This window comes from Pseudoalteromonas sp. 1CM17D (assembly GCF_023161805.1).
GTDB lineage: Bacteria > Pseudomonadota > Gammaproteobacteria > Enterobacterales > Alteromonadaceae > Pseudoalteromonas > Pseudoalteromonas atlantica.
In genome coordinates this window covers 233,305-258,503 of sequence record NZ_JALNTP010000001.1, presented here as the reverse complement: position 1 = coordinate 258,503, position 25,199 = coordinate 233,305, and the positions used below count along the sequence as shown (strand labels likewise).

The following is a 25,199-nucleotide window of genomic DNA, read 5'->3' as shown; positions in this document are numbered from 1 at the left end:
ACCGCTTACGTTTAAAGTAAGCGGTTTTTTTGTGCCTTTAATAATTAACCTGAATTTTGGATAATTAAAGCTATATTAATTATTTTGTATATGCACGCGGCATAGATGATTCACTGGTATAGCGCTCACGCAGTTTATCTTGGCGCGACTGCGTAGATACTTCTTCACCGTTAATAATCATTTTACTTACATGGCTACTTAGCTCAAATGGGTCGTTACTCCATACAACCACATCGGCAGCTTTACCTACTTCAAGGCTACCTGCATTTATGCCAAATACGTCGGCTACATTGGATGTAACAGCATTAAGTGCACCTTGCTGGCTCATGCCGTACGAAACTGCATTGCCTGCATCAAATCGAAGTTGATAAATATTATGACTGGCATCGCCGCCCACTGTTAAAATAACTTTTACCCCAGCTTTTTCAAGCGCGGCTGCGTTATCTAAACTGGCATGTAAAGAGTCAAAGCTTGAAGGTAAGCTATCCATAGCACTCATAATTACTGGTACTTGCGCTTTAGCAATCTGCTCTTTAACAACAACAGCATCTTGTGCACCATTGAGCACTAAATTAATACCAAATTGCTCTTTAACTTTAAGTAGCTCAATAATATCAGCCGCACGAGATACACCCACTACAAGTGGCATATCGCCGCTAAGTACTTTAACCATTACTTTATCTTCAGTACTTGGGGTGCTGTCGTCGTCTTTTTTAGGCTTTTTAGCTGCTTTTGTTTGGTGCTCTTCAAGCTTATTAATTAGCGTTTGCAATGTAAATGCGCGCGAGCCCTTACTGCGCTCACCTAAATAAACCACTAATGCAGCTTGTTTTTGTATGTCGCCTTGTAAATCACCGCTTAAATCAACAACGCTTGCTAAGCCCGAAAAAATACTATCGCCACCATGCGGGGTAATTACATCGCGGGTTACACCGCCTTTACGTGCATACGGGATAAGGCTTGAGTGAGCGTTATAAGCAAGGCTTACATCAAAATCAATGCCTGCTTTTTCTTCGCCTGCATCGCGTGAGCCTGCAACTGCACTTACTTCCACTAAGCCAAGTTGATTAATGCTAGCAATAAAACCTGGGGTTACAATTTGCCCATTTGCATCAATAACTTTATCTGCTTGTACTTGCTGTGGATTAATAGCGGTAATTTTACCGTTATCCATAACAATGCTGGCGTTTTCTAAAACGCCTTGCTCGGTTGCCGTATGCAGCGTGGCATTAATAATAGCAAGCGATTGTGCATTGGCTGCACCTGAGGCTAATAGTCCGGCAGCAACCAGAGATAGCGAAAACGAACGTGATAAATTTTTCATTCTGGGCTCCTTATTGTTGGCCTAACATAAAATCACTTTGTGCTTGAAATGCGCTATCGTTTCTATCGTAAACTTTTGCGCCATCAATAAATACTTGTTCAGCTTTTGCGTAAACGCTAAATGGGTTTTGGTTCCAAATAACCACATCGCCTTGTTTACCTGCTTCAAGCGAACCAGTTTTATCTTCAATACCTAATGATTTAGCCGCGTTTGAGGTGATCCACTTAATCGCGTGCTGCTCCGAAATATCAAACCCATTTTCGTTTGCACGGTACATTACTTTACCCGCTTCTTGGTTTAAGCGCTGAATAGTGGTGTCTGAGTCAGAATGCACAATGGCACACGAATTTTTTACCGCATCAACAATAGCTACGTTTTCTTGAACCATGTCGTAGGCTTCCATTTTAAAGCCCCACCAATCTGGCCAAAGTGCAGCACACGAACCATTTTCAGCTAATAAATCTGCAATTTTATAAGCTTCTACACCGTGATGGAACGTACCTGCGTGATAGCCAAATTCTTTTGAAAGGTCGATCATCATCGCCATTTCTTCAGCTTTATAACAGTGATTATGAATTAACACTTCACCTTCAATTACCGCGCGAAGAGTATCGTGCTTAATATCGCGAACTGGTGCTTCTGGGTTTAAACCTGCTTCGTAATCGGCGTCGTACTTATCCCATGCACGTTTGTACTCTTGTGCTTCTGCCCATGCCATACGGTAACCGGCCATGTTACCCATACGGGTTGAAGGCAAAGTACCTTGGCGACCATATACGCGTTTTGGGTTTTCACCACAGGCCATTTTTAAACCATTAGGCGCATCAGGGAATTTCATTGCTTGCATGGTATGCGCAGGAATGTTTTTAAGTGTTACGCCACGGCCACCAAATAAGTTAGCTGAGCCTGGTAAAATTTGTAGTGAAGTAATACCGCCTTCGCGCGCGCGGTTAAAGCCAGGATCTTGAGGCCATACAGAATGCTCTACCCACACCTCAGCAGTATTTGGGCTGGTCATTTCGTTTCCGTCTTGATGAGACTCAACTGATGGGCTTGGGTAAGCACCTAAATGAGAATGTACGTCAATAATACCTGGGGTAACCCATTTTCCCTGTGCATCAATGGTTGCATCTGCATTAGTCGATAAGTCTTTACCTACTTGTTGTACTTTACCATCAACAAGTAACACATCGGCGTCATCTAAGCGCTCGCCAGTGCCAGTAAGTACTGTTGCATTGGTAATTAATGTGCTTTTACTTGCAAGCGGTGTGTAGGTGCTTGGGTATGGGTTTTTATTGATGGTGATTTTTGCATCTTGTGGGCCGTTTTCTTGGCAGCCAACAAGGGCAGCAGCTAAACCAACTGCTAACAATGAGGGAGCAAATTTTTGCATGTTGTTAGGTTCTCCTGTTTTTTTGCTACTTTAGCTAAAGCGGCGTAATAAAGCTAAAAAAACAGGTAAAAAAGCGATTAAATGAGTTAAACAGCTGTAATTATTTTTTTATATAATTGTTATACAGCTTTTCAAGTGCGCCTTCGGTTGTAAGCGATGGGTCTTTGTTTATAAAGTGTTTTACGGTGCGAGTTACAAAGTCTGAGTTTTGCTTATGTTGCTTAGCAAAATCCTTAATTAATGTATTGCCATCGCTTGCTGCTGTTACTTTATCATGGCGATGACGATACTGGCTAAGTGCTCTATTAAAGTCGCCGTTATAATCCTCTACCAATATTTTATAAAAGTCACTTTTATGAACTTTAAGTACGTTAATACAGTAATTTAATGCCTCTTTAAAGTCGGTAAAAACGCTCCCTTCTACATCAAACTCTTTGGTTTTTTCGCGTACGGTCACGCGGGCTTCTTCGGTGGCATATGTAAAGCCTGTAAACGCTAAACGCTCAGATGCCTCTTTACCTAATTTCATACCCGCTTGAATGCTGTGCGCAAATTCGTCACTCATTTCGCTTAATTCGTTTTCTTCCCACATGTTATAAACACGCAGCGCCTTAGCGTACTTATTAGAGAGCTTTTTTTTAAGTTTTGTAAAACGCTCATCTATCGTCATTAGCCTTTCATTATGTAATAAGGCATGGCACTCATAACACGCGGCAATAGAGACAAAGTCGGCCTCTTCGCCTAAATCAATAATGCTCTGTAGCATATGTAACGGCGGGCAATGATCGCGCTCTGTGGCTTCGCATCCACAATAAAAACATTGGTTAAAATGCTTGTGCTCGCAGGCATACGCTTGCTGGTAATAGCTGGCTAACGTTTTGCTCACTGGTTCTCCTAAAAATTAAGCGCGTAAATAATGGGGCGATAATAGCAGGCTGAGAAAATATGTCAGTAGCTATAAAATAATTTTGCCTAAGTGTGTCAAAAAACACATTTATTAGGGCTTAAATTCAGTCACCTAGCTTAAGTGTGTATTTTTAAACATACCTGCTTACACCTTGTTGCGTTTGGTTAACAGCTTTTTAGTTTAAATCGCTCAATAATAAAGCTGAACCACAAACAATGAGGACTAATTATGAACACGTTAAAAGCTACTTTATGCACAACTATGGTACTAGGCGCAACTTTACTAATTGCAAAACCAGCATTAGCCACCCAATTTGTCGCGGCCGATTCATCGCCAGGTACACAGGCTTGTATGGCTGTTGCAGCTAATAAATCGTACGTAGTACGTAAAGCGTCACGGGATTTAAATATAAGCAAAGCGGTAATGAGCAAAAAGCTGCACTGTAATAACTTATCAATGGGCGACTTTGTTACTTTGTATAACCTTGATAAAAGCGCAAATTATTTAAATATTGATACCAGTACTCGCACATCAATTAAAGATTTAGCTAAATCGTACAACCCAGAAAAAGTAATCATCACAGGGCCAAAATAGTATGGCGTTAACACAAAATTAAGCCTGCTTTGTAAGCAGGCTTAGTTATTAAATAATGGCCGCAATTAAGCCAAATAAACCGCCAAACACACCGCCCCATACTACTAGCCAACCTAAATGCTCACGTATCATAGTTTGAATAATGTCTTTAACCATTTTAGGGGTGAGTTCATTTAAGCGCTCATCAACTAATTTAAGTACCGTAGCATGTAAGCTTTGTGCGCTATTCCCTTGCGATAACGTATCGTTTACTAGCGCTTTAAAATCGTCTGTTTGGCTAATTTGCGCAAGTGATAGCTGCATTTTTTCAATAAACTTTTCTCGCATTGGCTCTATAGCCGCTGTGCCACCAAACATACCTAACATACTGCCAAACTGTGATTGCTCTATTACTTGAAGTAGGTTGTCGAATGCAGGGTTTAAATCAACTTTAGTAATAATGCCCTCAAAATCGATATTAGGTTGCGCTTTGCTAAGTAGGTTATTAATTTTTTGCTCAGAGAAAAACTCAGTCAAAATTAAATTACGAATAGCCACTTTAAAACTTTCAAATTTTAGAGCAATAACACCCGAGCCATATAACAAAGGTACTTTTTCAAATAACATATGAACAGCCAATAAGTTTGTGACAGCACCAGATAGCGCAAATAACCCCACCGATAACACAATAGCGTGGTTAAAAAAGTAGCCTATAACTACACACAAGACAGCAAGCAAATTGGTGATAAAACTTTTGTTCATTGTTACTCCATTAGCATTTTTTATATCGTTAATTTTACAACGATTAGTTTGTTAAATTAATACTTTTTTGCCATAGTTTAAGTATCTGTTTAAAAGGCGAGCAATTGATATGTGGAAAACAGTAAACGAGCACATTAGCCAAGCCATTCATTATGACTTTAAACATACTTACAAACGTCAGCTGCAAAGTACAAATACCGATAAACTCTATCAACTCACCGATGGAAAACACAATTACCTGGTTAAAATTGCCCTTAAAAGCGAACTAGATCGTCTAGAAAGCGAAGCAATAGGACTTAAGCAGCTCACCCAAAATAGTGTTTTTATGGTGCCCGACTGCATTGTAACAGGTGCTAATATTGAATTTTCGTTTATTGTACTTGAATGGTTAGTACTTGATAAACAGCCCCACACGCATTGGCACGATATGGGTAAACAACTGGCTATGCTGCACCAAAAGCACGACCAAGCAATGTTTGGCTTTGATGTAGATAATTACCTAGCCACTACCGTGCAACCAAACCAATGGCATAAAAAATGGGACTTATTTTACGCAGAAGAGCGCATCGGCTGGCAACTGCAACTATTAGCCGAAAAAGGCATCCAGCTTGTAGAGCCTGAGCTATTAATTAATTTGGTAAAAGAGCAATTGCACAGCCATATTGTGGAGCCCTCTTTAGTACATGGCGACTTTTGGCGAGGAAATATGGGCTTTATTAAAAATGTACCGACCTTATTTAATCCCGCATGTTATTACGGAGACCGTGAGGTAGATATTGCAATGAGCGAGCTATTTGCCCCCTTACCTGATGATTTTTATAACGCCTATAACGCGCAATACCCATTAAGCGAAAACTATAAAAAGCGCAAAGCAATATACCAACTTTACCCTATTTTAAATCACGCAAATATATTTGCAGGGCACTACCTTACTCAGGCTAAGCAGCATATTGATGAGCTGCTATCGCTTTAAATAATAACGCCTTATAAGGCGTAAAATAACTGTCATAATCGTTGCTTCAGCACTATATTTAAAAAGGATGTTATTTAGGCTCAATACCTTGTTGTTTGGTTCAGTTTTGAGCCATCAAGTTGTTGCTAGTATAACTGCACAACTTAATTAATGCGTATCAACAAGTTAATTCTAACCTTGGTACTATTGGAGTGATTATGAAAGATTTTTTATCACAACGTATCACGTGCCCACACTGTGGCAACCACATACACCTAGACATTGACGCAAGTATGGGGGATCAAGACTACGTAGAAGAATGCAGTGCCTGTTGTAACCCTATTCATTTAAACATGCACATAGACCATGCTCATAAAAAATTAGAGTTACACATAGACAGCGACGATGAACAAATTTTTTAGCCTTGGTGGCGTAAGTAATTTTCTACCGTGTTAATAATGGTATAAGTTTGCTGATCAACTTCTATATTTAGTTCATCACCCACTTGAGCGTTACCTAAATTTGTAATGGCCAGCGTTTCGGGGATCAGGTGTAACCAAAACCCCTGCTCGTCAATTTCGCCCACGGTTAAACTTGCGCCATTTATTGCTACAAAGCCTTTGTACAAAACATACTTTTGCCATTTAGTAGGTAAGCTTAACTGAATTTTACAGTTATTTTGTTGCTTAACTATTTGCCCGATTTGGGCAGTGCAGTGTATGTGCCCCGACACAATATGCCCACCTAATTCAGTACCAAAGGTTACTGAGCGCTCATAATTAACTAAGCTACCTAGTGCAAGCTTGCCTAAATTCGTTAGTAATAGTGTTTCATCAATTACATCAAAATGTACTTGTGCCACTACATCGTGGTTACTTAATTCAACTTTAACCACTGTTAAACAACAGCCATTAATTGCAATGCTGGCGCCTAAATCTAAATGTTTAACGTATTCATCACCTACCGATACAACTAAACGTAAAACCCCTTCTGTGTGCGTGGTAGATACAACAGTAGCTTGAGTTTGAACGATTCCTGTAAACATAAAATCACTTAAAATTATTACAAAGTGCTAGTTTAACGTATCAACTCGTAAAATCATTCACAACAGTGATTTTTATTTGAAACACAATCGATTACAATTGCGCCCTGTTTTATCAAATAGCTGTTTTTATGACCTTTAGTAGCTGGGAAGCCAAACGTTTAATCACCCTTGCCGTACCTGTATTTTTAGCACAAGTAACACTCGTTTTAATGTCGGTGGTCGACACCATTATGGCAGGCCAAGTAAGTCCAACAGATTTAGCTGCGCTGTCGATTGCAACCGGTATATGGAACCCGTTATTACTGGCACTGCAAGGTATTTTGCTCGCGTTAACCGGTATTATTGCCCAATTTGCGGGCGCTAATGATAAAAAAGGCATTAGCCACTATTTTCAGCAAGCTCTGTATTTAACCGCTATTTTAAGCGCAATTGGTTTTGGTATAGCCAACCTAGCCGATATAGTGATTTTAAAACTCGATACAACCCCCGCTATCGCAAACCTTGCGTACGACTATATCCATTTTGTGAAATGGGGAGCCTTTGGCTTTTTAATTTTTACCGTTTATCGAAATATGACCGAAGGCATGGGGATGACAAAACCCGCTTTTTATATCAGTTTACTGGGCCTTGGCGTTAATATTCCGGCTAACTATATTTTTATAAATGGTTTATTTGGCTTACCAGCCTACGGCGGTGCAGGTTGTGGTATTGCTACGGCATTGGTACTAACTGTAATGGCTGTTGCACAAGTAACGTATTGCCAGTTTAGTAAAAAAATCGATGCAAAAGCCCTGCTGGCAAATTTTGAAAAGCCCAATATTAAAACCATTGGGATTATTACTAAATTAGGTATACCCATTTCGTTGGCTACCTTTTTTGAAATTACGCTATTTGCGTGTATACCTTTATTTATTGCACACTTAGGTGCTGTTGCAGTGTCGGGCCATCAAATTGCGGGAAGCGTGACCGCGTTATTATTTATGATGCCACTGAGCTTATCTATCGCCATTAGTATTCGTATTGGTAATTTATTTGGTCAAAACCATTTAAGCCAATTAAAAACTGCTATATCAACCAGCTACATATTAGCCATTGCTATTGCGTTATTTTTAGCTTTTATAACCTTTATTGGCCGCGATTTAATAAGCCAACTATACACCGACAGCCCAGCCGTTATTGCATTAGCGACCTCAATTATGATTTTGGCATGTATTTATCAAATTCCTGATGCACTTCAAGTCGCTGCGAACGGCATTTTAAGAGGTTTAAAACACACGCAGCCTATATCGTATATAACGTTTATATCTTACTGGTTAATCGGTTTTGCTTTAGGCTACGTATTGGGAAGAACAGATTTAATTGTGCCCGCCATGGGGCCGCACGGTTTTTGGATAGGTATTATTTTTGGTTTAACCGTTGCTGCTGTATGGCTTATGTTCACCGTTAATAAGCGATTAAAGCAGGCGCCATTTGTATAAAAAAGCACTAACATTAATACCAAGCAAAACATGGTTAAGTTGTTTATTAGCTGTGTGTTGCGCCGTGCTTGCTGGGTGTTCAAAAGCGCCCAGCAACACTTATCAAACATACATAGCACGCCTAAGTAATACCCTTGAAACTCAAGCCCCTGGTTTAAGTAAACCTGTAGCAATTAGTCCGCTTTTACCCCCTAACACGCTTTTAAACACCACCACCATTAGTTTGATTGAACTTGCCAGCTTAAGCCATTGTAAGCTCAGCTTACTTATTAGTGAGCACAACAATCAGCTAGGTAAAACGGCCGGACATGCCGGTGTTTTAAAGTATCAAATAGAGTTTGTGCAAAATGCACAGCAGTGCTTAAGCACGCTTAAGCCTGACTCAGCAGTTTATAAAACCCTATTAAAAGCAAAAACACATAAAGAGCAAACACTAAACCACTACTTTAATTTAATGTTGTATAACGAATTTGAGCTAAAAAACACGTGGCAAGCTAGCAGCGCAGAGCTTTCTGTCTCGCCGGCAGGGTTTAGCGACACGGTAGCGGCCATGCAGCAGCTTGCACTCATAAAACAACACATACTCAATAAACACTACTTAAAAATTAACTCCGCAGACATTTTTAACGCGTTAGAGCAGCTTAATAAGTACCGTTTTAACCAATTACTTATTTATTCTGCAAGGCTGCAAATAGCGTTTAATAATTCAGCCACGCAATTTATTGAATCGCAATCCATTGATGAAATATGCCCAGCAGGAAAAAATTAAAAAGTAGCCACTATCGTCAGTAACGTGTTTCAAAAGTATTTCCTTAAAGAAATACAGCCTTATCAGGCTACTTTAGCAGGCTACCTTGAAACACTTTTACCTTTGTATAACCAACTGTGGTTTAACCAAGCCATAACAAATAAGCAAATAAATACTTTAATAGCGCTGGATTCACAAAACAATCTACTAAACCAGCTTAAAGGCTCAGCCAAAAAACACATTACCTGGTGGCAAAACTTTTATAAAACGTGTGAAATCAGCCCAATATGAATAAAAAAACGGCAAATAAACGTAAAAGCAACAAACTTGCTTGATTCACCACTCACCACGCTATATATTAGCGGCCGCTGATAATTAAATTTATCGCATCTTAATTAGGTAATACGACCGTAGCTCAGTTGGTTAGAGCGCTACCTTGACATGGTAGAGGTCGGTGGTTCGAATCCACTCGGTCGTACCAAATTTATTCCTCCCTCTGAATAAATATAATTAAGATACTATTTGTACGACTGTAGCTCAGTTGGTTAGAGCGCTACCTTGACATGGTAGAGGTCGGTGGTTCGAATCCACTCAGTCGTACCAAAACTATTCTTCCCACTGAATAAATATAATTAAGATACTATTTGTACGACTGTAGCTCAGTTAGTTACAGCGCTACCTACTCTCTATGCCCACGCCGAAATCACTGATTCGAATCCACTCGGTCGTACCAAATTTATTCTTCCCTTTGAATAAATATAATTAAGATACTATATGTACGAATGTAGCTCAGTTGGTTAGAGCGCTACCTACTCTCTATGCCCACGCCGAAATCACTGATTCGAATCCACTCGGTCGTACCAAAACTATTCTCCCCTCTGAATAAATATACTTTAGATACTATTTGTGGGACTTTAGCTCAGTTGGTTAGCGCGCTACCTACTCTTTATGCCCCGCGCCGAAATCGCTGGTTCGAATCCACTCAGTCGTACCAAAATTATTCATTCCACTGAATCAATTTAATTAACCTATTCCTATAAATAGTTAAACCATAACTCAATTGATTAGCGCGCTTCCTACTCTTTATGCCCACGCCGAATTCAGAACCGAATTACTGAAAGAGCTAAGGCATTATTTTTTACTTAAAATTGCGTCAATAAAAACGGCGATGGAATATATCAACTGCCGTTTTAAAAAGTACACTAGTAATTTTAACCTGAATTAACTTAACAGGTTGTTACCTTTGTTCTCTTGCTGATGAATGGTTACAGGCCAGCCCGGGAACTGATTACTTGCTTTACCATCGTTAACATCGACTAAAAATCGATAGGCATCCATTGTGTAAGTGAGATTGTCACAATCAAACGTAATAAAACCAAAACCACTGCCTTTTTCATGCGCTTTCACATAGCGGTTATTTGATTTTCCAACCTCTGGATTACCAACCGCATAGACATAAATCTTGTTGCCAAAGGTGTCATTATATTCGCCTGTTTCGGCAAGTCCGTGTGCAGGGCGGTTTTGGTAAGGCATATTCATCGAGTCAGGTTTCCACCACCTTGGCCAACCTGCTGAAATGGCAGGCGTACAAAAAGCCCAATTACTATCTCTTTGTTGATTTACACCATATTGCGATAAAGAACCTAAATGGGTATCGCCACAAATATGTAACGCCATAGAGTCACGCATTGCATCAATTGCACGATTACGCGCAGCGGCAGGCCAACCACTTGAGTCAAAATCATATTTTAAGAAACGATCTGGCAAAGGCTGATGAGTAGAAATAGCAGCGAATACGGTTTGGCTTAATACCGCCTTTAATTTATGCCCGCGCCAGTCATTACCCCACGCTTTAAGAAAATTCTCTTGGCGATTTCCTAGCAGATCCAAACCAGGAGGATTGAATAACGGGTTATAATAAAGCGGATCTTTGTCTTGCCCTGTTTCTCCTACCGAAACATTAATACGCTCCGGGCCACTTTTCCATTGCCTATCGGCAAGAATGGCAAAACCAACACCGCCGTATAGCATCGCCCCATAATAAGAAGTAATGCCATTCGTTGGTGTAGAGTCATAAGGATCTGGATGATGGTTAAGCGTTGTTTTATGTACCATATTAACCACCCGCGCAGAATCTATGTAACCGCCTAAAACACTTGCTGAAGGGTCTTTTGCAATATTTTGCATTTTTGCGCCCCCCTCACCCCACAAATTCCCTTGCAGTACATCGTGATCATCAGGTAAACAAATTGTCGGTTGATTACGCATGACTTCTTTAAAAGCCCAACCAAATTGATAAAATTTGCGTAAATAGTTTAAAATTGCCAAATCATCCGGCGTACGAATAACACCAAATCCCCCATGGCTTTCATAAATTTGATCGCCAGAGAAAAACACTAAATCGGGGTTTAATTTTTCGACATTTTGCGCAACAGGTTGGTACGGAAAGCCATAATCATTTTGACAGGTCAATGCAGCCATTCGTAGCGTATTATTGCTTGGGTTTGCTTTTATAATCCCTGAATATATATCTGGTGTGTGTGTACCATCGCTGAATTTCTCATGATATACAACTCGAAAAGGCGTATCTTGTTTCTCATCCCAATTGGCAATACGAAAAGTCGCCAACCAGCCATCATGGTCAATACGCTGTGAGTCGATAGCAATCCATTGATTGTCACGTTGTACTTGCAGCTCTAATTGTTGATTGTCTTGCTCACCTATTGGTCCTGTGTAAGCACTCAATTTCATCACAAAATCTTCATGACTTAATGTATCGCTCAACGAATACATAGTCCAAAGAATAGGGCCAAATGTCTGTTCATTAGTAACAGAGAACGCTTCACCTTGCATAGCCCAGTGGCTAAATTTATAACGTGCGCCTAATTTATCTTCTGGCACATTTTCATAAGTAACAGATTGAATTGAGAAATTACTCACTAGCGCGACATTACCTAATAGCTCTGATGCAGGTACCAAATGGGTAACCGTACCGATTATATTTTCAGTTGATGTTAAACGAGCCGTTAGCTCTAACGCCATAGCACCTGATTGAGGAGTCCCAGAAAGTGTTAAAGTAACGGATTGATTCTCTAACGGAATTTTTAAAGGCACAGTGTTGTTACCCAACACTAAATTGTTATTTTTGATACCGAGGTCGTATCCCTGTTGAACAAAACAGTTACTGCGGTATTCATTGAGCTCACTTTTAGCGCCAAGACGAATACCCGCGCCTCCATCGTTATTATTTTGCTCTAAACGCGTAACCTCCACTGACATGGAAAAAGCTTGATCAATATTCGTTATTTGATGTGTTAGAGAATGAACACTGCGATTCCCCCCACGAGTTATACATTCAGCCGCACCGTTATTCACACGCCAATCTTCCATCGGATTAGCCCAATACTGTTTGCCAAGCCAAACTCTATTATACGTTTTATACCAGTTATCACGGTGAGCCTTGTTACCGCAAGTAAAGGTTGAAGTCATAGCACCTAAATGACGAGTACAACCAGAGACGCCAGTTGCAACAACCCCAGCAGCAAACATTTTGAGAACTGAGCGACGAGATATATTTTTATTCATATTTTCAATCTCACACATTGAATATTGTTAACAGTAAACAAACGATATATGTTTTCGTTAAAAATATCAGCATTTGTTTTCATAAAAACATTAAGAAATTATAAAAACTTCATTCAAATGTAAGATTACATGTTTTGAAGACCCCTATTTAACCCGGAATAACACACGGTTCAACATTGATTTAGGCCCTTATATTTAACACGTTTGCCATTTACTCACGCACCAAGATATAACGTTTAACTAAACGCTGAGCACCCAACTTTATGCTTTGCTTTATTATTGCACTAATTAATGGTTGCTATTTAGACACAAAAAAATGTAACCTAAGCAAATTGTTGACAATTAACATAAAACTTAGCTTGTTATGTCATTCCTAAATAACTATAAAATAAAGACACGAATTTTAATGCTAGTGCTTATTCCATTACTAATTACAGGGCTTATATCAGTTGAAAAAGTACGATCTTCTTTGGCGCAGCAGCAGAGGCTCGCTTATCGACAAAACGCGCTAACAAATACTAATCAGTTTAAACAATTCATTACTGAGAACCAGCAGCCAGTTAAGCAATTTCCGAACTTGAATAACCACGTAGAAATAATCGATAAACAATTAAGCGATCTGCAAATAGTCTGACAAGTAGCTGATGAAAAAAATCACCTAAGTAAAGCATACATAACGCAATTTGGTCGAGAAGTTGACACGATGTATGAAATTAACAATCTCATCCGCAAACTATTAATGACATTGAGTGAAATTGTGGTCATCACCAGTAGTGTCGAACGCTCATTTCACGATAGCGTTATAAATACTGCAAGCAATACACAATTAGATGTATACATATACGGCGAAATTTTCAGAAGCGCGACCGCAGTGCAAACTTATAATGGCCTATTTTATAATTTTGCCACTTAAAATGCACAATGTGCGTTTATTCAAATGACGCAAAACGTGAGCTATTTAAAGTCTGAAGAAGTGACGCTACAACCCCGTGAAAACATCTATCAAAAAATCAATAAACCGCTAAATATCGCTGGCACTTATTGGCCAGAGCTTGTTAAAAATGTGTCAGCCATACAACAGCGCACCATTGAAATGTACTTAAAGAGCTGATCGACATGGCTCTGCAAATTGCCACAGCCACAGAAGAACAAACATCAGTGTCTAATTTCATCAATGAGCAAATAACCTTAATCAACACTGATGCTCAATCTGTAACAAGTACTACCCTAAGCAACCAACAAACGGTCGATAACTTAGCTGATATTGTTGAAAACTTAGAAAGCTACATTTATGAGTTTACTTTGGCTACGCCTACACCAACACCTTATAAGGAGTATTTCTATGAGCAATACAGTATTTAAACTCAGTGCTATATCTATTGCACTTTGCATCACAGCTTGCAGTAATCAACACACCAGCATGCAAGCTAAACCTAAAATAATGTTCGACGATGTCTCTGTTGAAGTGGGATTAACAACTGATAAAAATTGGAAGTACGGCGGCCCATCCCTATCTGATTTAAATAATGATGGCCTGTATGATTTATTACTAACTAATCATGACTCTACGCCTGTTCAGTTATTCTTATCAAATAGTGATTTTAGTTTTACCAAGCAAGCTGATATTTACCCACGAGTTGACTTACGCGGCATGGCCAGTGGCGATTACGATAATGATGGCGATAATGACATTTTATTATCATTAGGCGGCGGTAATGGCCTTAGCCCGCAACCACAGCGGTTATTACAAAACAACCAAGGTCAATTTACTGATGTTACAGCGCAAGCTGGCTTATCAGAAATGGGAGCGCGAGGACGTTCTGTTCGGTGGATTGATCTAGATAACGATGGCGACTTGGACTTTATGCAAGTTAACGCTGAAAAAATGGTGACAGAGCAGAGCCCCCGTAACATTTTATTTGAAAATAACGGCAATGGTACATTCGATTATCACCCTTCCCCCGTCTTTGAAAATTTAAATAGCGAGCGCGTGCTGATCACTGATTTTAATAACGATAACATTCCTGATATTTTCGGCTTTAATGGTTACAGCCCGTTAGTAATTTTACAAGGCAACAATGATTTTAGTTTTACCGATGTCACAGCTAAGGTGTTGCCACAATCACTCGATACAACGGGTACTTTAACTCTTGCCCATGCCGATATCGATAATGATAGAGATTTGGACTACTACCTTGCTAGGGGCAAGTTACATTACACCATCGCCAATAATAGTATTTCATACAATGACCAACTAAAGCGTTTAGACTTACGAGACGAAGGCAATAAAAGTCATGATGGCTTGAGCCTAACAACACAGGGGGATTTGATTCTAAGTGATTTTTATCATTTTCCTCGGGGCAAAAAAATGAAAGCTATGCCGGTCTTTTTAGGTGCCGAACAGGTACCCATAAACACGCCAGTCTCAGAGCAAAGCATCGCTGCAGATCAAGCCCAAGGATTTGCAAAAAATATCAATAAAACAGGCTGGTATATTGGTCATTTAGGTAACAACAAATGGCGGGTAGAATGGTATTTAGCGGATAATTTAGCATGGGATGTGCGCGCTTCGTTCAAAAATGTCACTAGCTATAACACAGATTGGACACCACAAGATCTGGCATTAAGTGATATTTTACTACGTAACGATAAAGATCAACTTACGGATATATCAGCGCAATTACCAAAACAAACTATTGATAATAACTGGGGCGTGGTGCCGGGTGATTTTAATAATGACACTTTAATTGATTTCGTGGTGTATCGATTTGGCTATTTAAAACAACGCGTGGCCGATGTGATGCTCATTAACCAAGGCAATAACCAATTTACTAGCCAGCTATTAAATTCAGCCACCAGCGAGTTAAATCAAGATTCTCATGGCGATATGGGCGCAGCATTTGATTACAACCATGACGGTAAGCTTGATCTGCTCAGTGGCGATGACGACAACGGTCGTTGGCACTTGTATAAAAACACCTCAGCGATGCTTAATAACCATTACAGCTTAGTGCGTATCGGATATTCGCCATCAGGGATTGATGCAATGGGGGCAAAGGTTGAAATAAAAACGGCTCAAACGACCCAATATCAAGTTGTCGGTTCGCACAGTGCAAACCACTCACAGAGTTTAATGAACATTGCCCATTTTGGCTTAGGGAATGATTCTAACATAAAAGAGATTAGTGTCACTTGGCGTGATGGCAGCCATATTGAGCTCTACGATCAACCCGCTGATAGTTTGGTAAATATAGGGTCTATTCAACACTAGTTTAATAGTTCCAGCCTTGGGAGTTTTTTAATTAATCACCTACAATTCCCCATACTTTGCCAATACTTTATTTTCCCGTTTCAATGGGTCATCCCTTGATTTACAATTCAACTTTTTCAGTAAAACAAGGTGTTAAGAAATTTTTCATGCAACGCTTCGCTTAAAGCCCTAGTGCATAAAGTTACTAAATTGATATAGAATCAAACGTGCCCTGGCTTTACTGTGCTCAAACTGAACTAGATCAGTAATTAACCTACTTTAATATATGCCACTCACTTCATCTGCACGGTATAAAAAAGCTTGTACAATTATCAGACAAAAAAAAGCCCGCAACGATGTTGCGGGCTTTTTCTCGATAAACGTGCTAGAAATTAATACGCGTATTAAGTCTAAATGTACGTCCGGTATGGTATTGATAAACCGTGCGTGACTTAGTTGCATCCCCTTCTAGTGGGCTACCTTCATTAAAGGTCACACCGCCTGCTTCAAGAAACCTGCTCGTGAAGTACTGGCGTACTCCTTCATCTGTTAAGTTAGCCGCTTGGAATGATACAGACATCATATCTGTTACTTGATAAGTAGCTGAGAAATCGAGTGTTTGACGACCATCTTCCCACAGCGAGCCATTCTCCCAAGAACGTTGTACTAACTGATCAGTCGTACCTTGGTATGATAAACGCAACTGGTGACCATTTTTCTCCCAGAAACCAGTCAAGTTGTAACTATGCTCAGGGGTATACGCCACCGCAAGTGATGGAGCTTTGATATTACTGTCAATTGACGACACTTCTTGCTCATATTCACTGTCTTGATATGTATAGTTAGCCTGTAGACCTAAACCAGACCAAATACCCGGTAAGTTATCATAGGTTTGCATGTACTGTAGTTCAAGACCTTTTATTGACGCTCCTTTACCGTTTTTAATACGCGTGGTATTAAACTTAGCACACATTTGCTCTAAATCACCCGAGTACATCCAGTCCTTTAAGTAGTCTTCGCCGCCTTGGAAGCGCTTAGGCATACACCCTTCTAAGCTATCTTGTCCTGCAATAAGCACTAAGTCACTTGGATCATATGATTCACCTTCTGTGAGTCCTACGTCACGTAAGTCATCCATATAGGTCACGATTGTTTCTGACTCTTCAAAGTTAGTCATATCTTTGTAAAACAGTGTCGCAGCTAATAAACCTGACTTATTGAAATACCACTCATACGATAAATCTAGATTAAATGATTCAAGTGGATCTAATTTCGGGTTAGTCAGTGTAATAGAATTATTCCTGTTTTCTCCGCCCCATTGTGTCTCACTTACTTTAAAGCCTGGGCGAAGCGAATCTATTTGTGGGCGCGCCATAGTTTTAGATGCAGCAAATCGAATAATTGTATCTTCATCATGCAGATAATTGATATTTAAGCTTGGTAAAAACACATCATATTCATGCTCATCTGTTACAGCAAATGTGCGAACACTGCGATCTTCTGTTGGTAACAAATTCCCGTTTTCATCAAACTTACGTTCGCCGTATACATAATTTTTTTCAGTTGAGACATCAGAGTGACGCCATAACCACCACTCTGTTTCATTAGGATTGCCTTGAATAGCATTTGGATCATGACATGCACCTTGGTCAGCAATAACAACATCATCTGTTTTGTCATTAGTACCTAATGTATCATAGCCTAAACCATCAACCCGTGACCAACGCGCTTCTTCGTCATAATTAGTTCCGTAAAAACGCGTGGCCTCACATAATGGTAAGCTGGTATCACGTAACTCCTCAAGCTTAAATGGGTCCATTAAACGTGCCGCATTTGAAGGGTCATAAGCAAATTGCACGCCGGATGATCCCTGTACTTCAACTGTCGTTTTAACATAACGAACACCCACATCACCAGTAATTTTGCCATCCATTACTTCGAAATTTAACTTAGTGTATAAAGCTAAGTTATCAAGTTCCGTATTACGTGTATTTGAATCATTAATATCAAACGCAACCTCTGAACTACCTTGCGCGACTTCAAAGGCTTTAAATGCAGAAAAACTAGACCAACCATCAGTAATACTATCGCGACCGTAACCAAGACCAGCCATAAAGTCATCGACTGGGAATTCGTCACCACTTGTCACCATATCGCCTGATATATCACGTAAGCCACTGCCTAATACGGTTGGTTGTCCTGTATAAGGATTTAACACAACAACACCTTCGCCCACTGTGTTAAATGTACCCTGTTGCGCATCTACGTACTTAGTCCGGTTAGACCATTTCGCGCCAAACTCAATTGAACGGAAGTTATTTGAATCAAGTGCATAATCAAAGTCAACAAATAGCGATTTTTGCTCATCTTCTACTGTATTTAACGTACGATTCATATAATTCAAATGTTGCGCACTTAAATCATCAGGGTTAAATCCTGTCGTGCCATAGTTATCCCATACATTGAGTGGATCACCAAATGTATTGTTTTCGCCATAATCAATCTCACCACTTCCAGAGATCAACTGACATTGACTACTTAGCGTACAGTCGTAGCCTACTGGTTCAACATCTTCTGGCGAGACATTATTAATGATCCATGCATTAATATTCCCATAGTTTTGCATACCAACATACACAGAATTATTAGGAACTTGCTCTGATTTTGAATAACCAACACCAGCATCCATTTGCAACAAATCACTAAATTGATGATTAATATCTAACGAATAAACAGCGCTTTTGTTATCAAAATCAGCTTCAGATTGCAGCAAGTCACCAGTACCAAAGCGGTTTACAAACTTAGTGAAGGTGTTGGTTTCTAGATCAATGGTACGCCAATCAGCTTCTGGATCTGTATAAATTGAAGGTCCCGTTGATAGACCAGGATCTTCACCTTCAACTAAGTTTTTATAATCAACAGAACGTGTACGAATACCGTGCATTGAGTTTTGGATTGATTGGTTACTCAAATTGGCATTAAAATTTACTTCCGTAGTTTCTGACGCTAACCATTGCAAACCTAGGTTAAAATTAGTGCGGTCATTTTGGCTTTCATGGTATTCATAATCAGTAAGGCGAGGTGAAATACCTACCGCATTTTCTACTACATTACCATTTGTATCTTTGGCCAGAGGCGATTCTAGTGCAAACCACTGCGTTGCTGAATACTGATCTTTTCTGTAGGCATTTGTTTCTTTTACTGCAGTTACAACTACACCAAAAGTGTCTTCAAAAAACTTCTTCGACATAGTGCCTGATACTTTATAGTTATCTTCTTCAGATAAATCATTATATCGACCTTCAAGTGTTACGGTTGCAATTTCATAATTTAAATCGAGTGGTTTTGTAGTGGTTAAATTTATATTCGCACCAAGAGAACCTTCTTCATGATCGGCACTTGGTGTTTTTACCACCTCAATTTTCGATAAAATATCTGATGAATATTGCGATAAATCAACACCTTGACTATAACCTGTTGAGCCAAGCTGAACTCCATTCATGCTGATGTTATTTTGCTGTGAATTTGCACCACGAACAGAGATGCGAGAACCTTCACCATCTACTGACTGAACAGAAACACCCGTTACACGTGATAATGCATCAGCGATGTTTTGGTCTGTCGATTTACCGATATCCTCAGCGTTAATTGAATCAACCACGTTTTCAGCGAAGCGTTTATCGTTAATTGATTTTTTAACACTAGCAGCTAGGCCACTTACTTCTATAACTTCTATGTCTTCTTCAGCTTTTTTAGTTTCTTCTTGCTGAGCGTAAGCCAGTTGAGTAGTCATAAGTGCTGCAGTTATTGCACTGAGTTTAAATATACTGTTGATGGTTTTCATGTGTGTTCCCCATTGAAGGTTTTATTATGTTGTCAGGTTATTATTTTGTAAACAATAGTATGAGCAGCAATTCATTGTCAACTGTATTTTGTTAACAATACAGTGTTAATTCAAAAAAAGCGAAGCTGCTTTCACGCTTACTTCGCACTCTTTATCACGGTTTCGCTAAATTAAAGGGATTCAACGTTATTTATAAAAGTCAGTTAAATTATTTGTTAAACTTTTTAACATAAGGCCAACTGGTAAATTGTTTGCATTTAGCTAGAGCCAATTAACCCTGCACTTAATTTAAGAAAGTTTCTCCGTTTCATATCGGCTTACCTTATTTTTGATTATTTTTATTGTGGGAAATGGATCTCAAATTTTATTTGTTGGTAATACGGTTTCTCTGGTGCATAAAGCGTACTGAGAAAATGTGGATGATTGACAGCATTGGGAAGTTCATGTGGCTCAATACACAGCCCCATGTAAGGGCCAAATTGTTGGCCATCAAGATGCTTAAATTGCGGGTCAAGGTAAAACCCAGTATAAAACTTACAACCCGTTGCCGTTGAATGTATATCAACTTGGTAGCCCGTTATTTTATTTACAATAGAGCCATGAAGCTGTAATTGCCCTGCCCCCTTTGGGTCTAATAAATAGTAATCATCAAAACCGTTGCCAGTTAGAACTTAATCAAGCTTGGTGATTTCACTTGGCTCACCCTGCATTGTGATCACTAGCTGGTTATCACTAAGCTTATAGCTAAAAATAAATTCAACACGACCAGAAAAACCTTGATCATTGCTAGGGCTAACGCAGTGAAAAGCCACCTTATTAATGCTGATATCGTGCTGGATTACTGCGCCAATCTGCTTTATTTTCATAACACAAAGCAAGGTGATCGCCGTTAGGCGCCTCAATTGTTCGAATAGTGGCGCCATAGCTACTTAAAGTCACTTTTAAGCCATCATGCCGCTTAAGCGTTATTGTCTGCATCACGGTTACTTGCTTAAAAAGCCTTGGGGGTTATTACTTTGCCATCGCCATGTGTCTTTCATCATGTCTGCGAGGGTATATTTGCATTGCCAGCCTAAAACAGACTGGGCTTTAGATGAGTCAGCCCAAAAAGATGCTAAGTCGCCATCGCGGCGCTTTCCGATCTCAAAGTTTATATCAACTCCGGTATGTTCAATAAACGCTTTTACTATGCCAAGCACAGAATAAGGAATACCAGTGCCTAAGTTAAACGCTTCATATAAGCTGTGGTGTTGCTCGCCAAGCCACTTAAGAGCTTTAATATGACCATTAGCTAAATCACTAACGTGTATATAGTCACGTTCACATGTACCATCTTCTGTAGGATAATCACCACCAAAAATAGCGAGTTTATCAAGTTTACCTACAGCTACCTGAGCAATAAAAGGCATTAAGTTATTGGGAATGCCTAATGGGTCTTCTCCTATTTGGCCGCTAACATCTGCACCTATAGGATTAAAATATCGCAAACTTGCCACTTGGAGAGCTGTGTTAGAGGCAACGATTTCTTGCAAAATTTGTTCGATCATTACTTTGGTTTGCCCATATGGGCTTGCCGCGCGCCCAAGCGGTAAATCTTCGGTATACGGGACAGAAGCACCTTGACCATAAACCGTAGCTGAAGAGCTAAAAACTAGCTTATTAACGTTATATTTAAGCATGCACTGGCATAAGTTTAAGGTAGATACCAAGTTGGTATAGTAATATTCAAGTGGTTTTTTTATTGATTCGCCAACCGCTTTTAAGCCAGCAAAGTGAATAACGGAATCAAACTTGTGCTCGCAAAACGTGGCAGATAACTTGTCAGTATCGAGTAAACTAGCATGAATAAATTCTACTTTGCGCTTTGCTAAGGCCTCTACGCGAGTAAGCGCTTCACGACTTGAGTTACTTAAATCATCTATTACAACTACATCAAAACCATCTCTTAATAAGCTTAAAACAGTGTGGCTGCCAATATAGCCCGCCCCACCTGTTACCAGTACTTTGTCCATTTGGCTCTCCTTATGCACTAATAAGTGATACACCTGTTGAAGGTACGCTTGTGTATATTGTTTCTTTTAATCCAGTTTGCTGCTCGTACTGCGATTCAATAGCGTAAATTACATCCTTTACTAAAACCTTAGGAACAAATGCAACCACACACCCACCAAAACCACCGCCCGTCATTCTTACGCCGCCATGTGTATTAATTACATTTGCAATAATATCCACAAGAAAATCAATTTCTGGTGTCGTGATTTCGAACAAATCACGCATGGATTCATGGCTTTGCATCATCAGTTTGCTTAATGCTGTGGTGTCGTTATTACTAAACGCGTCCATTGCCTCTAGAGTTCGCGCATTTTCATACACTATATGCTCAACACGTTTTGCAACATCTGCTTTTAAGGTATGCTTTTGCGCCTCAAACTCCTCAATACTAACCTCACGTAAGCTTGATTTAGCTAAGGCCTCAGCACCTTCATAACACTGCTCGCGGCGTAAGTTGTATTCGCTATCTAGCAAGCCACGCTTAACGTTAGAGTTAATCATCAAAATGCTCATGCTTGGGTCAATACCCACTTCAATTAAATCAAGTGAGCGGCAGTCAATACCCAGTGCTAGCCCCCGCTTACCACATGCTGAAATAAGCTGATCCATTATCCCGCAGTTGCATCCCACAAAATTGTTTTCTGCAGCTTGCGCAATTTTGGCTATCTCTTTTCGCTCAATAGACAAATCACATAAATGATTAAACGCATAGGTAATACCCACCTCAAGGGAGGCCGAAGAACTAAGGCCTGCGCCCTGGGGTACATCACCGCTGATACAGATATCGCTACCACTTAGTGTATAGCCGCTTTTTTGTAATTCATTTACTACACCGCGCACGTAGTTACTCCACGTTTGAGTGCTGTGGCTATTAAGCTCAGTATTAATAACAAACGAATCTGTTTGATTATTACAATCTAGTGCAAGTACATTTACTTTATCGTCATCTCGCGCCGACACCGCAATAAAAGTGGCGTATTCAATAGCGCAAGGTAGTACAAACCCGTCATTATAATCTGTATGTTCACCAATTAAATTGACACGCCCAGGAGCTTTAACTATAAAGTCTGCTTCGCGTCCATAGTGATTAATAAAAGCTAAACGTACGCTATGCTCAACATTCATTTCTTGTTCTCTTTATAATGAGTGAGTGATTGTTTTTTTAATATAGTTGCGGCTTGCTCTGGGGTTATATCGCGCTGCGCTTCAGCCATCATTTCATAACCCACCATAAACTTTTTAACAGTTGCAGAGCGTAACAGTGGCGGGAAGAACTGGCCGTGTAATTGCCAACATGAGTCATCTTGGTCATCATATGGCGCACCATGCCAACCCATTGAATAAGCAAATGAACATTGAAACAAATTGTCATATTTGACTGTGATTTGTTTGATCACCTCAGCTAAACTCGCTTGCTGGACTGTTGTTAAATCAGTCATTCTGGTTATCGCAAAGCGCGGTAATAGAAGCGTTTCAAATGGCCACGCAGCCCAATAAGGCACAACCACTAGCCAGTCATCATTGATGCAGACAACGCGCTCCTGTAATTCCACTTCTCGTTTGGCATAATCAAGCAATAAGTTTGACCCATGCTGATGGGTGTATTGTTGTAAGTTAACCTGCTTACGCTCGACTAAGCTAGGTAGCTGGTGTTGCGCCCAAATTTGGCCATGCGGGTGCGGATTAGAGCAACCCATTACAGCGCCTTTGTTTTCAAACACTTGTACCCAGCGGTAGGTCTGTGATAGCTCTTTACATTGCTGCTGCCACGTTGCCACCACATTGGTAATTTCAGCCAAAGACAATTCAGGCAAGGTTTTCGAATGATCCGGCGAAAAGCAGATTACTCGTGCAGTACCGCGCTCAGTTTGCATACTAAATAATGGATCATTAAACGCAACATCAGGTACATCTTCACGCAGTGCAGCAAAGTCATTGGTAAAAACAAACGTCCCTTCATAATCAGGGTTTACTTCACCATTGATCCGAGTATTGCCTTTACATAAAAAACAGTTTTCGTCATAGGCAGGTTTGATTTCATGATCGACACTCTCTTCTTGGCCCTGCCAAGGGCGTTTAGCTCTATGCGGTGAGACCAATACGGATTCCCCTAATAAAGGGTTAAATCGGCGGTGTGGGTGTTCAGTAGGGTCAAATTGGCTGTTTTGATTATTCATTACTGAAAGCCTTAATTACTATTTTGAAATGTGCCGGCATCAAGCACTTGCTTACGCGGTGTAAAACGGCAAATATAATTCCAATTCCAACTAGCATCATATTTATGACACAGCCCCCAGCTAAGACCTGGCGCAGGGTTTTCATCAAAACCTTTGCTTGGGCGGTATAAACCAATGGCTTCAGGCCCGCCTTTAATATGCGCCATTATTTCAAAGTTAATACCGTCTTTTGCAAATTGAATGGTATTTTTTTCAGGGCCGTCGGTTGTCAACAGGCTGGCAATTCCGCCTCTGAAGTTCCATACCACCACTTCATGACCACTGTTAGAGATAGGGTTAAACTCTGATTTTACATACGGGCCCATTACGTCATCAGCAATTGCAACACCATGTTTGATTTCACGCCCGCCAAAGTTCATCCCCTCTCCTTGCGTTTCACCTTTGTAATACAAGTAAAATTTATTTTGGAAAAACACTAAACATGGATCGTGTACTTTATGGCTATCAAAACTGCCTTTTTTACTAACGGCAAAGCGGTTGTCTTCATACCCAGACCACACACCATCTTTACTTGGGCTAACGATTGGCGCAGCTGACTTGTACCATGGGCCAAAAGGAGAATCGGCCTGAGCAATGGCAATATGCTCGTATTGACGGTTGGTATAAGGTGTTTCAACTGTTTGATAAACCAAATAATACTTACCTAGATGAGCAAATACTTCAGGTGTAAATACGGCACGATCATCATATTCACCGGCTTTACCACGTGCAATAGCAACGCCTTGCTCTTGCCACGTAATACTGTCTTTCGATGTGGCATGCCACACTTGTGTTAAATCCCACGGAAATACTTTTGCCTCGGGATCATTTGCATTAAAACCTAACGTTTCGCCTTCGCCTTTGGTGTACCAACAATGGTAAAGCCCATCTATATATAAAACTGATGACGGATCACGGCGAATAACCCCTTCTTGATAAGCAAAATCACCTTTTAATGGTGTTACATCAAACTCTGTTAACCATTGAGGACCTCGGCTGTCATAGCCTCTTTCGATTGCTCGGCGGCTCGCTAAACTTAATTTTTGTTGATTATCAGACATGTCTATTCC

19 protein-coding genes, 2 tRNA genes and 1 pseudogene are annotated in these 25,199 nt (G+C 40.0%); 10 read left to right on the top strand and 12 right to left on the bottom strand.

All coding sequences use genetic code 11. The annotated features are described in order from the left end of the window. Positions 1 to 79: 79 nt before the first annotated feature. The 3 genes from MSC25_RS01115 to MSC25_RS01105 form a co-directional block, all read right to left on the bottom strand. Positions 80 to 1,324: an amidohydrolase family protein gene (locus MSC25_RS01115; protein ID WP_248442168.1), complete on the bottom strand. Its 1,245-nt coding sequence runs from the start codon at positions 1,322 to 1,324 to the stop codon at positions 80 to 82. Positions 1,325 to 1,334: 10 nt separating this feature from the next. Further along, on the bottom strand, positions 1,335 to 2,717 hold the full coding sequence (locus tag MSC25_RS01110; RefSeq protein ID WP_248442166.1) for an amidohydrolase: 1,383 nt from the start codon (positions 2,715 to 2,717) through the stop codon (positions 1,335 to 1,337). Between the two features lie 100 nt (positions 2,718 to 2,817). Continuing rightward, positions 2,818 to 3,603, bottom strand: coding sequence for a hypothetical protein (locus tag MSC25_RS01105; protein ID WP_248442165.1), 786 nt, complete (start codon positions 3,601 to 3,603; stop codon positions 2,818 to 2,820). 249 nt (positions 3,604 to 3,852) lie between these two features. On the opposite strand from MSC25_RS01105, the gene MSC25_RS01100 reads away from it, so the two are divergent. After that, entirely contained in the window at positions 3,853 to 4,218 is a 366-nt protein-coding gene (locus MSC25_RS01100) for a DUF3718 domain-containing protein (protein ID WP_054982616.1), read from the top strand. 48 nt (positions 4,219 to 4,266) lie between these two features. Here MSC25_RS01100 and MSC25_RS01095 read toward each other — a convergent pair whose 3' ends face one another. Then, positions 4,267 to 4,959, bottom strand: a complete 693-nt coding sequence (locus tag MSC25_RS01095) for a DUF445 domain-containing protein (RefSeq protein WP_096739530.1) — start codon at positions 4,957 to 4,959, stop codon at positions 4,267 to 4,269. A 109-nt stretch (positions 4,960 to 5,068) separates the two neighbouring features. On the opposite strand from MSC25_RS01095, the gene MSC25_RS01090 reads away from it, so the two are divergent. Both MSC25_RS01090 and MSC25_RS01085 read left to right on the top strand, forming a co-directional pair. Continuing rightward, positions 5,069 to 5,932 carry a fructosamine kinase family protein gene (locus tag MSC25_RS01090; protein WP_004586762.1) on the top strand — a complete coding sequence of 288 codons (864 nt, stop codon included), beginning with the start codon at positions 5,069 to 5,071 and terminating at the stop codon, positions 5,930 to 5,932. A gap of 197 nt (positions 5,933 to 6,129) precedes the next feature. Next, a complete protein-coding gene (locus MSC25_RS01085; protein ID WP_004586763.1) occupies positions 6,130 to 6,333 on the top strand; it encodes a CPXCG motif-containing cysteine-rich protein in 204 nt (67 codons plus the stop codon). Here the strand turns inward: MSC25_RS01085 and MSC25_RS01080 are convergent. Next, positions 6,330 to 6,956: a riboflavin synthase gene (locus MSC25_RS01080; RefSeq protein ID WP_024033478.1), complete on the bottom strand. Its 627-nt coding sequence runs from the start codon at positions 6,954 to 6,956 to the stop codon at positions 6,330 to 6,332. The genes MSC25_RS01085 and MSC25_RS01080 overlap by 4 nt on opposite strands. A 128-nt stretch (positions 6,957 to 7,084) precedes the next feature. Here MSC25_RS01080 and MSC25_RS01075 point away from each other — a divergent pair, with 128 nt between their 5' ends. The 4 genes and pseudogenes from MSC25_RS01075 (at position 7,085) to MSC25_RS01060 (ending at position 9,785) form a co-directional block, all read left to right on the top strand. Continuing rightward, on the top strand, positions 7,085 to 8,434 hold the full coding sequence (locus MSC25_RS01075; protein WP_248442164.1) for an MATE family efflux transporter: 1,350 nt from the start codon (positions 7,085 to 7,087) through the stop codon (positions 8,432 to 8,434). Between the two features lie 52 nt (positions 8,435 to 8,486). Further along, positions 8,487 to 9,473: pseudogene (locus MSC25_RS01070) on the top strand (DUF3080 family protein). 113 nt (positions 9,474 to 9,586) lie between these two features. After that, positions 9,587 to 9,663: transfer RNA gene (locus tag MSC25_RS01065), tRNA-Val, on the top strand. Between the two features lie 45 nt (positions 9,664 to 9,708). Next, positions 9,709 to 9,785: transfer RNA gene (locus tag MSC25_RS01060), tRNA-Val, on the top strand. A 618-nt stretch (positions 9,786 to 10,403) separates the two neighbouring features. Here MSC25_RS01060 and MSC25_RS01055 read toward each other — a convergent pair. After that, the gene (locus MSC25_RS01055) at positions 10,404 to 12,767 is read right to left on the bottom strand and encodes an alkaline phosphatase D family protein (protein ID WP_248442163.1); all 2,364 of its coding nucleotides are present in this window, start codon (positions 12,765 to 12,767) and stop codon (positions 10,404 to 10,406) included. Between the two features lie 937 nt (positions 12,768 to 13,704). Here MSC25_RS01055 and MSC25_RS01050 point away from each other — a divergent pair. The 3 genes from MSC25_RS01050 to MSC25_RS01040 are packed head-to-tail and all read left to right on the top strand — an operon-like array spanning position 13,705 to position 16,038. Next, entirely contained in the window at positions 13,705 to 13,878 is a 174-nt protein-coding gene (locus MSC25_RS01050) for a hypothetical protein (RefSeq protein WP_248442162.1), read from the top strand. Between the two features lie 5 nt (positions 13,879 to 13,883). Beyond that, complete coding sequence (locus MSC25_RS01045) at positions 13,884 to 14,129, top strand: hypothetical protein (protein WP_138576754.1); 246 nt, start codon at positions 13,884 to 13,886, stop codon at positions 14,127 to 14,129. Further along, positions 14,110 to 16,038, top strand: coding sequence for a CRTAC1 family protein (locus tag MSC25_RS01040; protein ID WP_248442161.1), 1,929 nt, complete (start codon positions 14,110 to 14,112; stop codon positions 16,036 to 16,038). Before MSC25_RS01045 ends, MSC25_RS01040 begins: the two co-directional genes overlap by 20 nt. Before the next feature lie 364 nt (positions 16,039 to 16,402). Here the strand turns inward: MSC25_RS01040 and MSC25_RS01035 are convergent, their stop codons facing one another. From MSC25_RS01035 to MSC25_RS01010, 6 genes are all read right to left on the bottom strand, one after another. Next, entirely contained in the window at positions 16,403 to 19,861 is a 3,459-nt protein-coding gene (locus tag MSC25_RS01035) for a TonB-dependent receptor (RefSeq protein ID WP_248442160.1), read from the bottom strand. A gap of 671 nt (positions 19,862 to 20,532) precedes the next feature. Continuing rightward, on the bottom strand, positions 20,533 to 20,727 hold the full coding sequence (locus MSC25_RS01030) for a hypothetical protein (protein ID WP_248442159.1): 195 nt from the start codon (positions 20,725 to 20,727) through the stop codon (positions 20,533 to 20,535). A 117-nt stretch (positions 20,728 to 20,844) separates the two neighbouring features. After that, positions 20,845 to 21,873, bottom strand: coding sequence for a UDP-glucose 4-epimerase GalE (gene galE, locus MSC25_RS01025; protein ID WP_064385073.1), 1,029 nt, complete (start codon positions 21,871 to 21,873; stop codon positions 20,845 to 20,847). 10 nt (positions 21,874 to 21,883) lie between these two features. Continuing rightward, on the bottom strand, positions 21,884 to 23,038 hold the full coding sequence (galK, locus tag MSC25_RS01020; RefSeq protein ID WP_248442158.1) for a galactokinase: 1,155 nt from the start codon (positions 23,036 to 23,038) through the stop codon (positions 21,884 to 21,886). After that, complete coding sequence (locus MSC25_RS01015; protein ID WP_248442157.1) at positions 23,035 to 24,090, bottom strand: UDP-glucose--hexose-1-phosphate uridylyltransferase; 1,056 nt, start codon at positions 24,088 to 24,090, stop codon at positions 23,035 to 23,037. The genes galK and MSC25_RS01015 overlap by 4 nt, the downstream gene beginning before the upstream one ends. A gap of 11 nt (positions 24,091 to 24,101) precedes the next feature. After that, positions 24,102 to 25,190 carry a family 43 glycosylhydrolase gene (locus tag MSC25_RS01010; RefSeq protein ID WP_138576762.1) on the bottom strand — a complete coding sequence of 363 codons (1,089 nt, stop codon included), beginning with the start codon at positions 25,188 to 25,190 and terminating at the stop codon, positions 24,102 to 24,104. Between the last annotated feature and the right edge of the window lie 9 nt (positions 25,191 to 25,199).

Bases quoted from the DNA above. Each gene is read 5' to 3' on its own strand.
- MSC25_RS01115 (WP_248442168.1), bottom strand. From the start codon at position 1,324: ATGAAAAATTTATCACGTTCGTTTTCGCTATCTCTGGTTGCTGCCGGA.
- MSC25_RS01110 (WP_248442166.1), bottom strand. From the start codon at position 2,717: ATGCAAAAATTTGCTCCCTCATTGTTAGCAGTTGGTTTAGCTGCTGCC.
- MSC25_RS01100 (WP_054982616.1), top strand. From the start codon at position 3,853: ATGAACACGTTAAAAGCTACTTTATGCACAACTATGGTACTAGGCGCA.
- MSC25_RS01095 (WP_096739530.1), bottom strand. From the start codon at position 4,959: ATGAACAAAAGTTTTATCACCAATTTGCTTGCTGTCTTGTGTGTAGTT.
- MSC25_RS01090 (WP_004586762.1), top strand. From the start codon at position 5,069: ATGTGGAAAACAGTAAACGAGCACATTAGCCAAGCCATTCATTATGAC.
- MSC25_RS01085 (WP_004586763.1), top strand. From the start codon at position 6,130: ATGAAAGATTTTTTATCACAACGTATCACGTGCCCACACTGTGGCAAC.
- MSC25_RS01080 (WP_024033478.1), bottom strand. From the start codon at position 6,956: ATGTTTACAGGAATCGTTCAAACTCAAGCTACTGTTGTATCTACCACG.
- MSC25_RS01075 (WP_248442164.1), top strand. From the start codon at position 7,085: ATGACCTTTAGTAGCTGGGAAGCCAAACGTTTAATCACCCTTGCCGTA.
- MSC25_RS01055 (WP_248442163.1), bottom strand. From the start codon at position 12,767: ATGAATAAAAATATATCTCGTCGCTCAGTTCTCAAAATGTTTGCTGCT.
- MSC25_RS01050 (WP_248442162.1), top strand. From the start codon at position 13,705: ATGACGCAAAACGTGAGCTATTTAAAGTCTGAAGAAGTGACGCTACAA.
- MSC25_RS01045 (WP_138576754.1), top strand. From the start codon at position 13,884: ATGGCTCTGCAAATTGCCACAGCCACAGAAGAACAAACATCAGTGTCT.
- MSC25_RS01040 (WP_248442161.1), top strand. From the start codon at position 14,110: ATGAGCAATACAGTATTTAAACTCAGTGCTATATCTATTGCACTTTGC.
- MSC25_RS01035 (WP_248442160.1), bottom strand. From the start codon at position 19,861: ATGAAAACCATCAACAGTATATTTAAACTCAGTGCAATAACTGCAGCA.
- MSC25_RS01030 (WP_248442159.1), bottom strand. From the start codon at position 20,727: ATGAAAATAAAGCAGATTGGCGCAGTAATCCAGCACGATATCAGCATT.
- galE (WP_064385073.1), bottom strand. From the start codon at position 21,873: ATGGACAAAGTACTGGTAACAGGTGGGGCGGGCTATATTGGCAGCCAC.
- galK (WP_248442158.1), bottom strand. From the start codon at position 23,038: ATGAATGTTGAGCATAGCGTACGTTTAGCTTTTATTAATCACTATGGA.
- MSC25_RS01015 (WP_248442157.1), bottom strand. From the start codon at position 24,090: ATGAATAATCAAAACAGCCAATTTGACCCTACTGAACACCCACACCGC.
- MSC25_RS01010 (WP_138576762.1), bottom strand. From the start codon at position 25,190: ATGTCTGATAATCAACAAAAATTAAGTTTAGCGAGCCGCCGAGCAATC.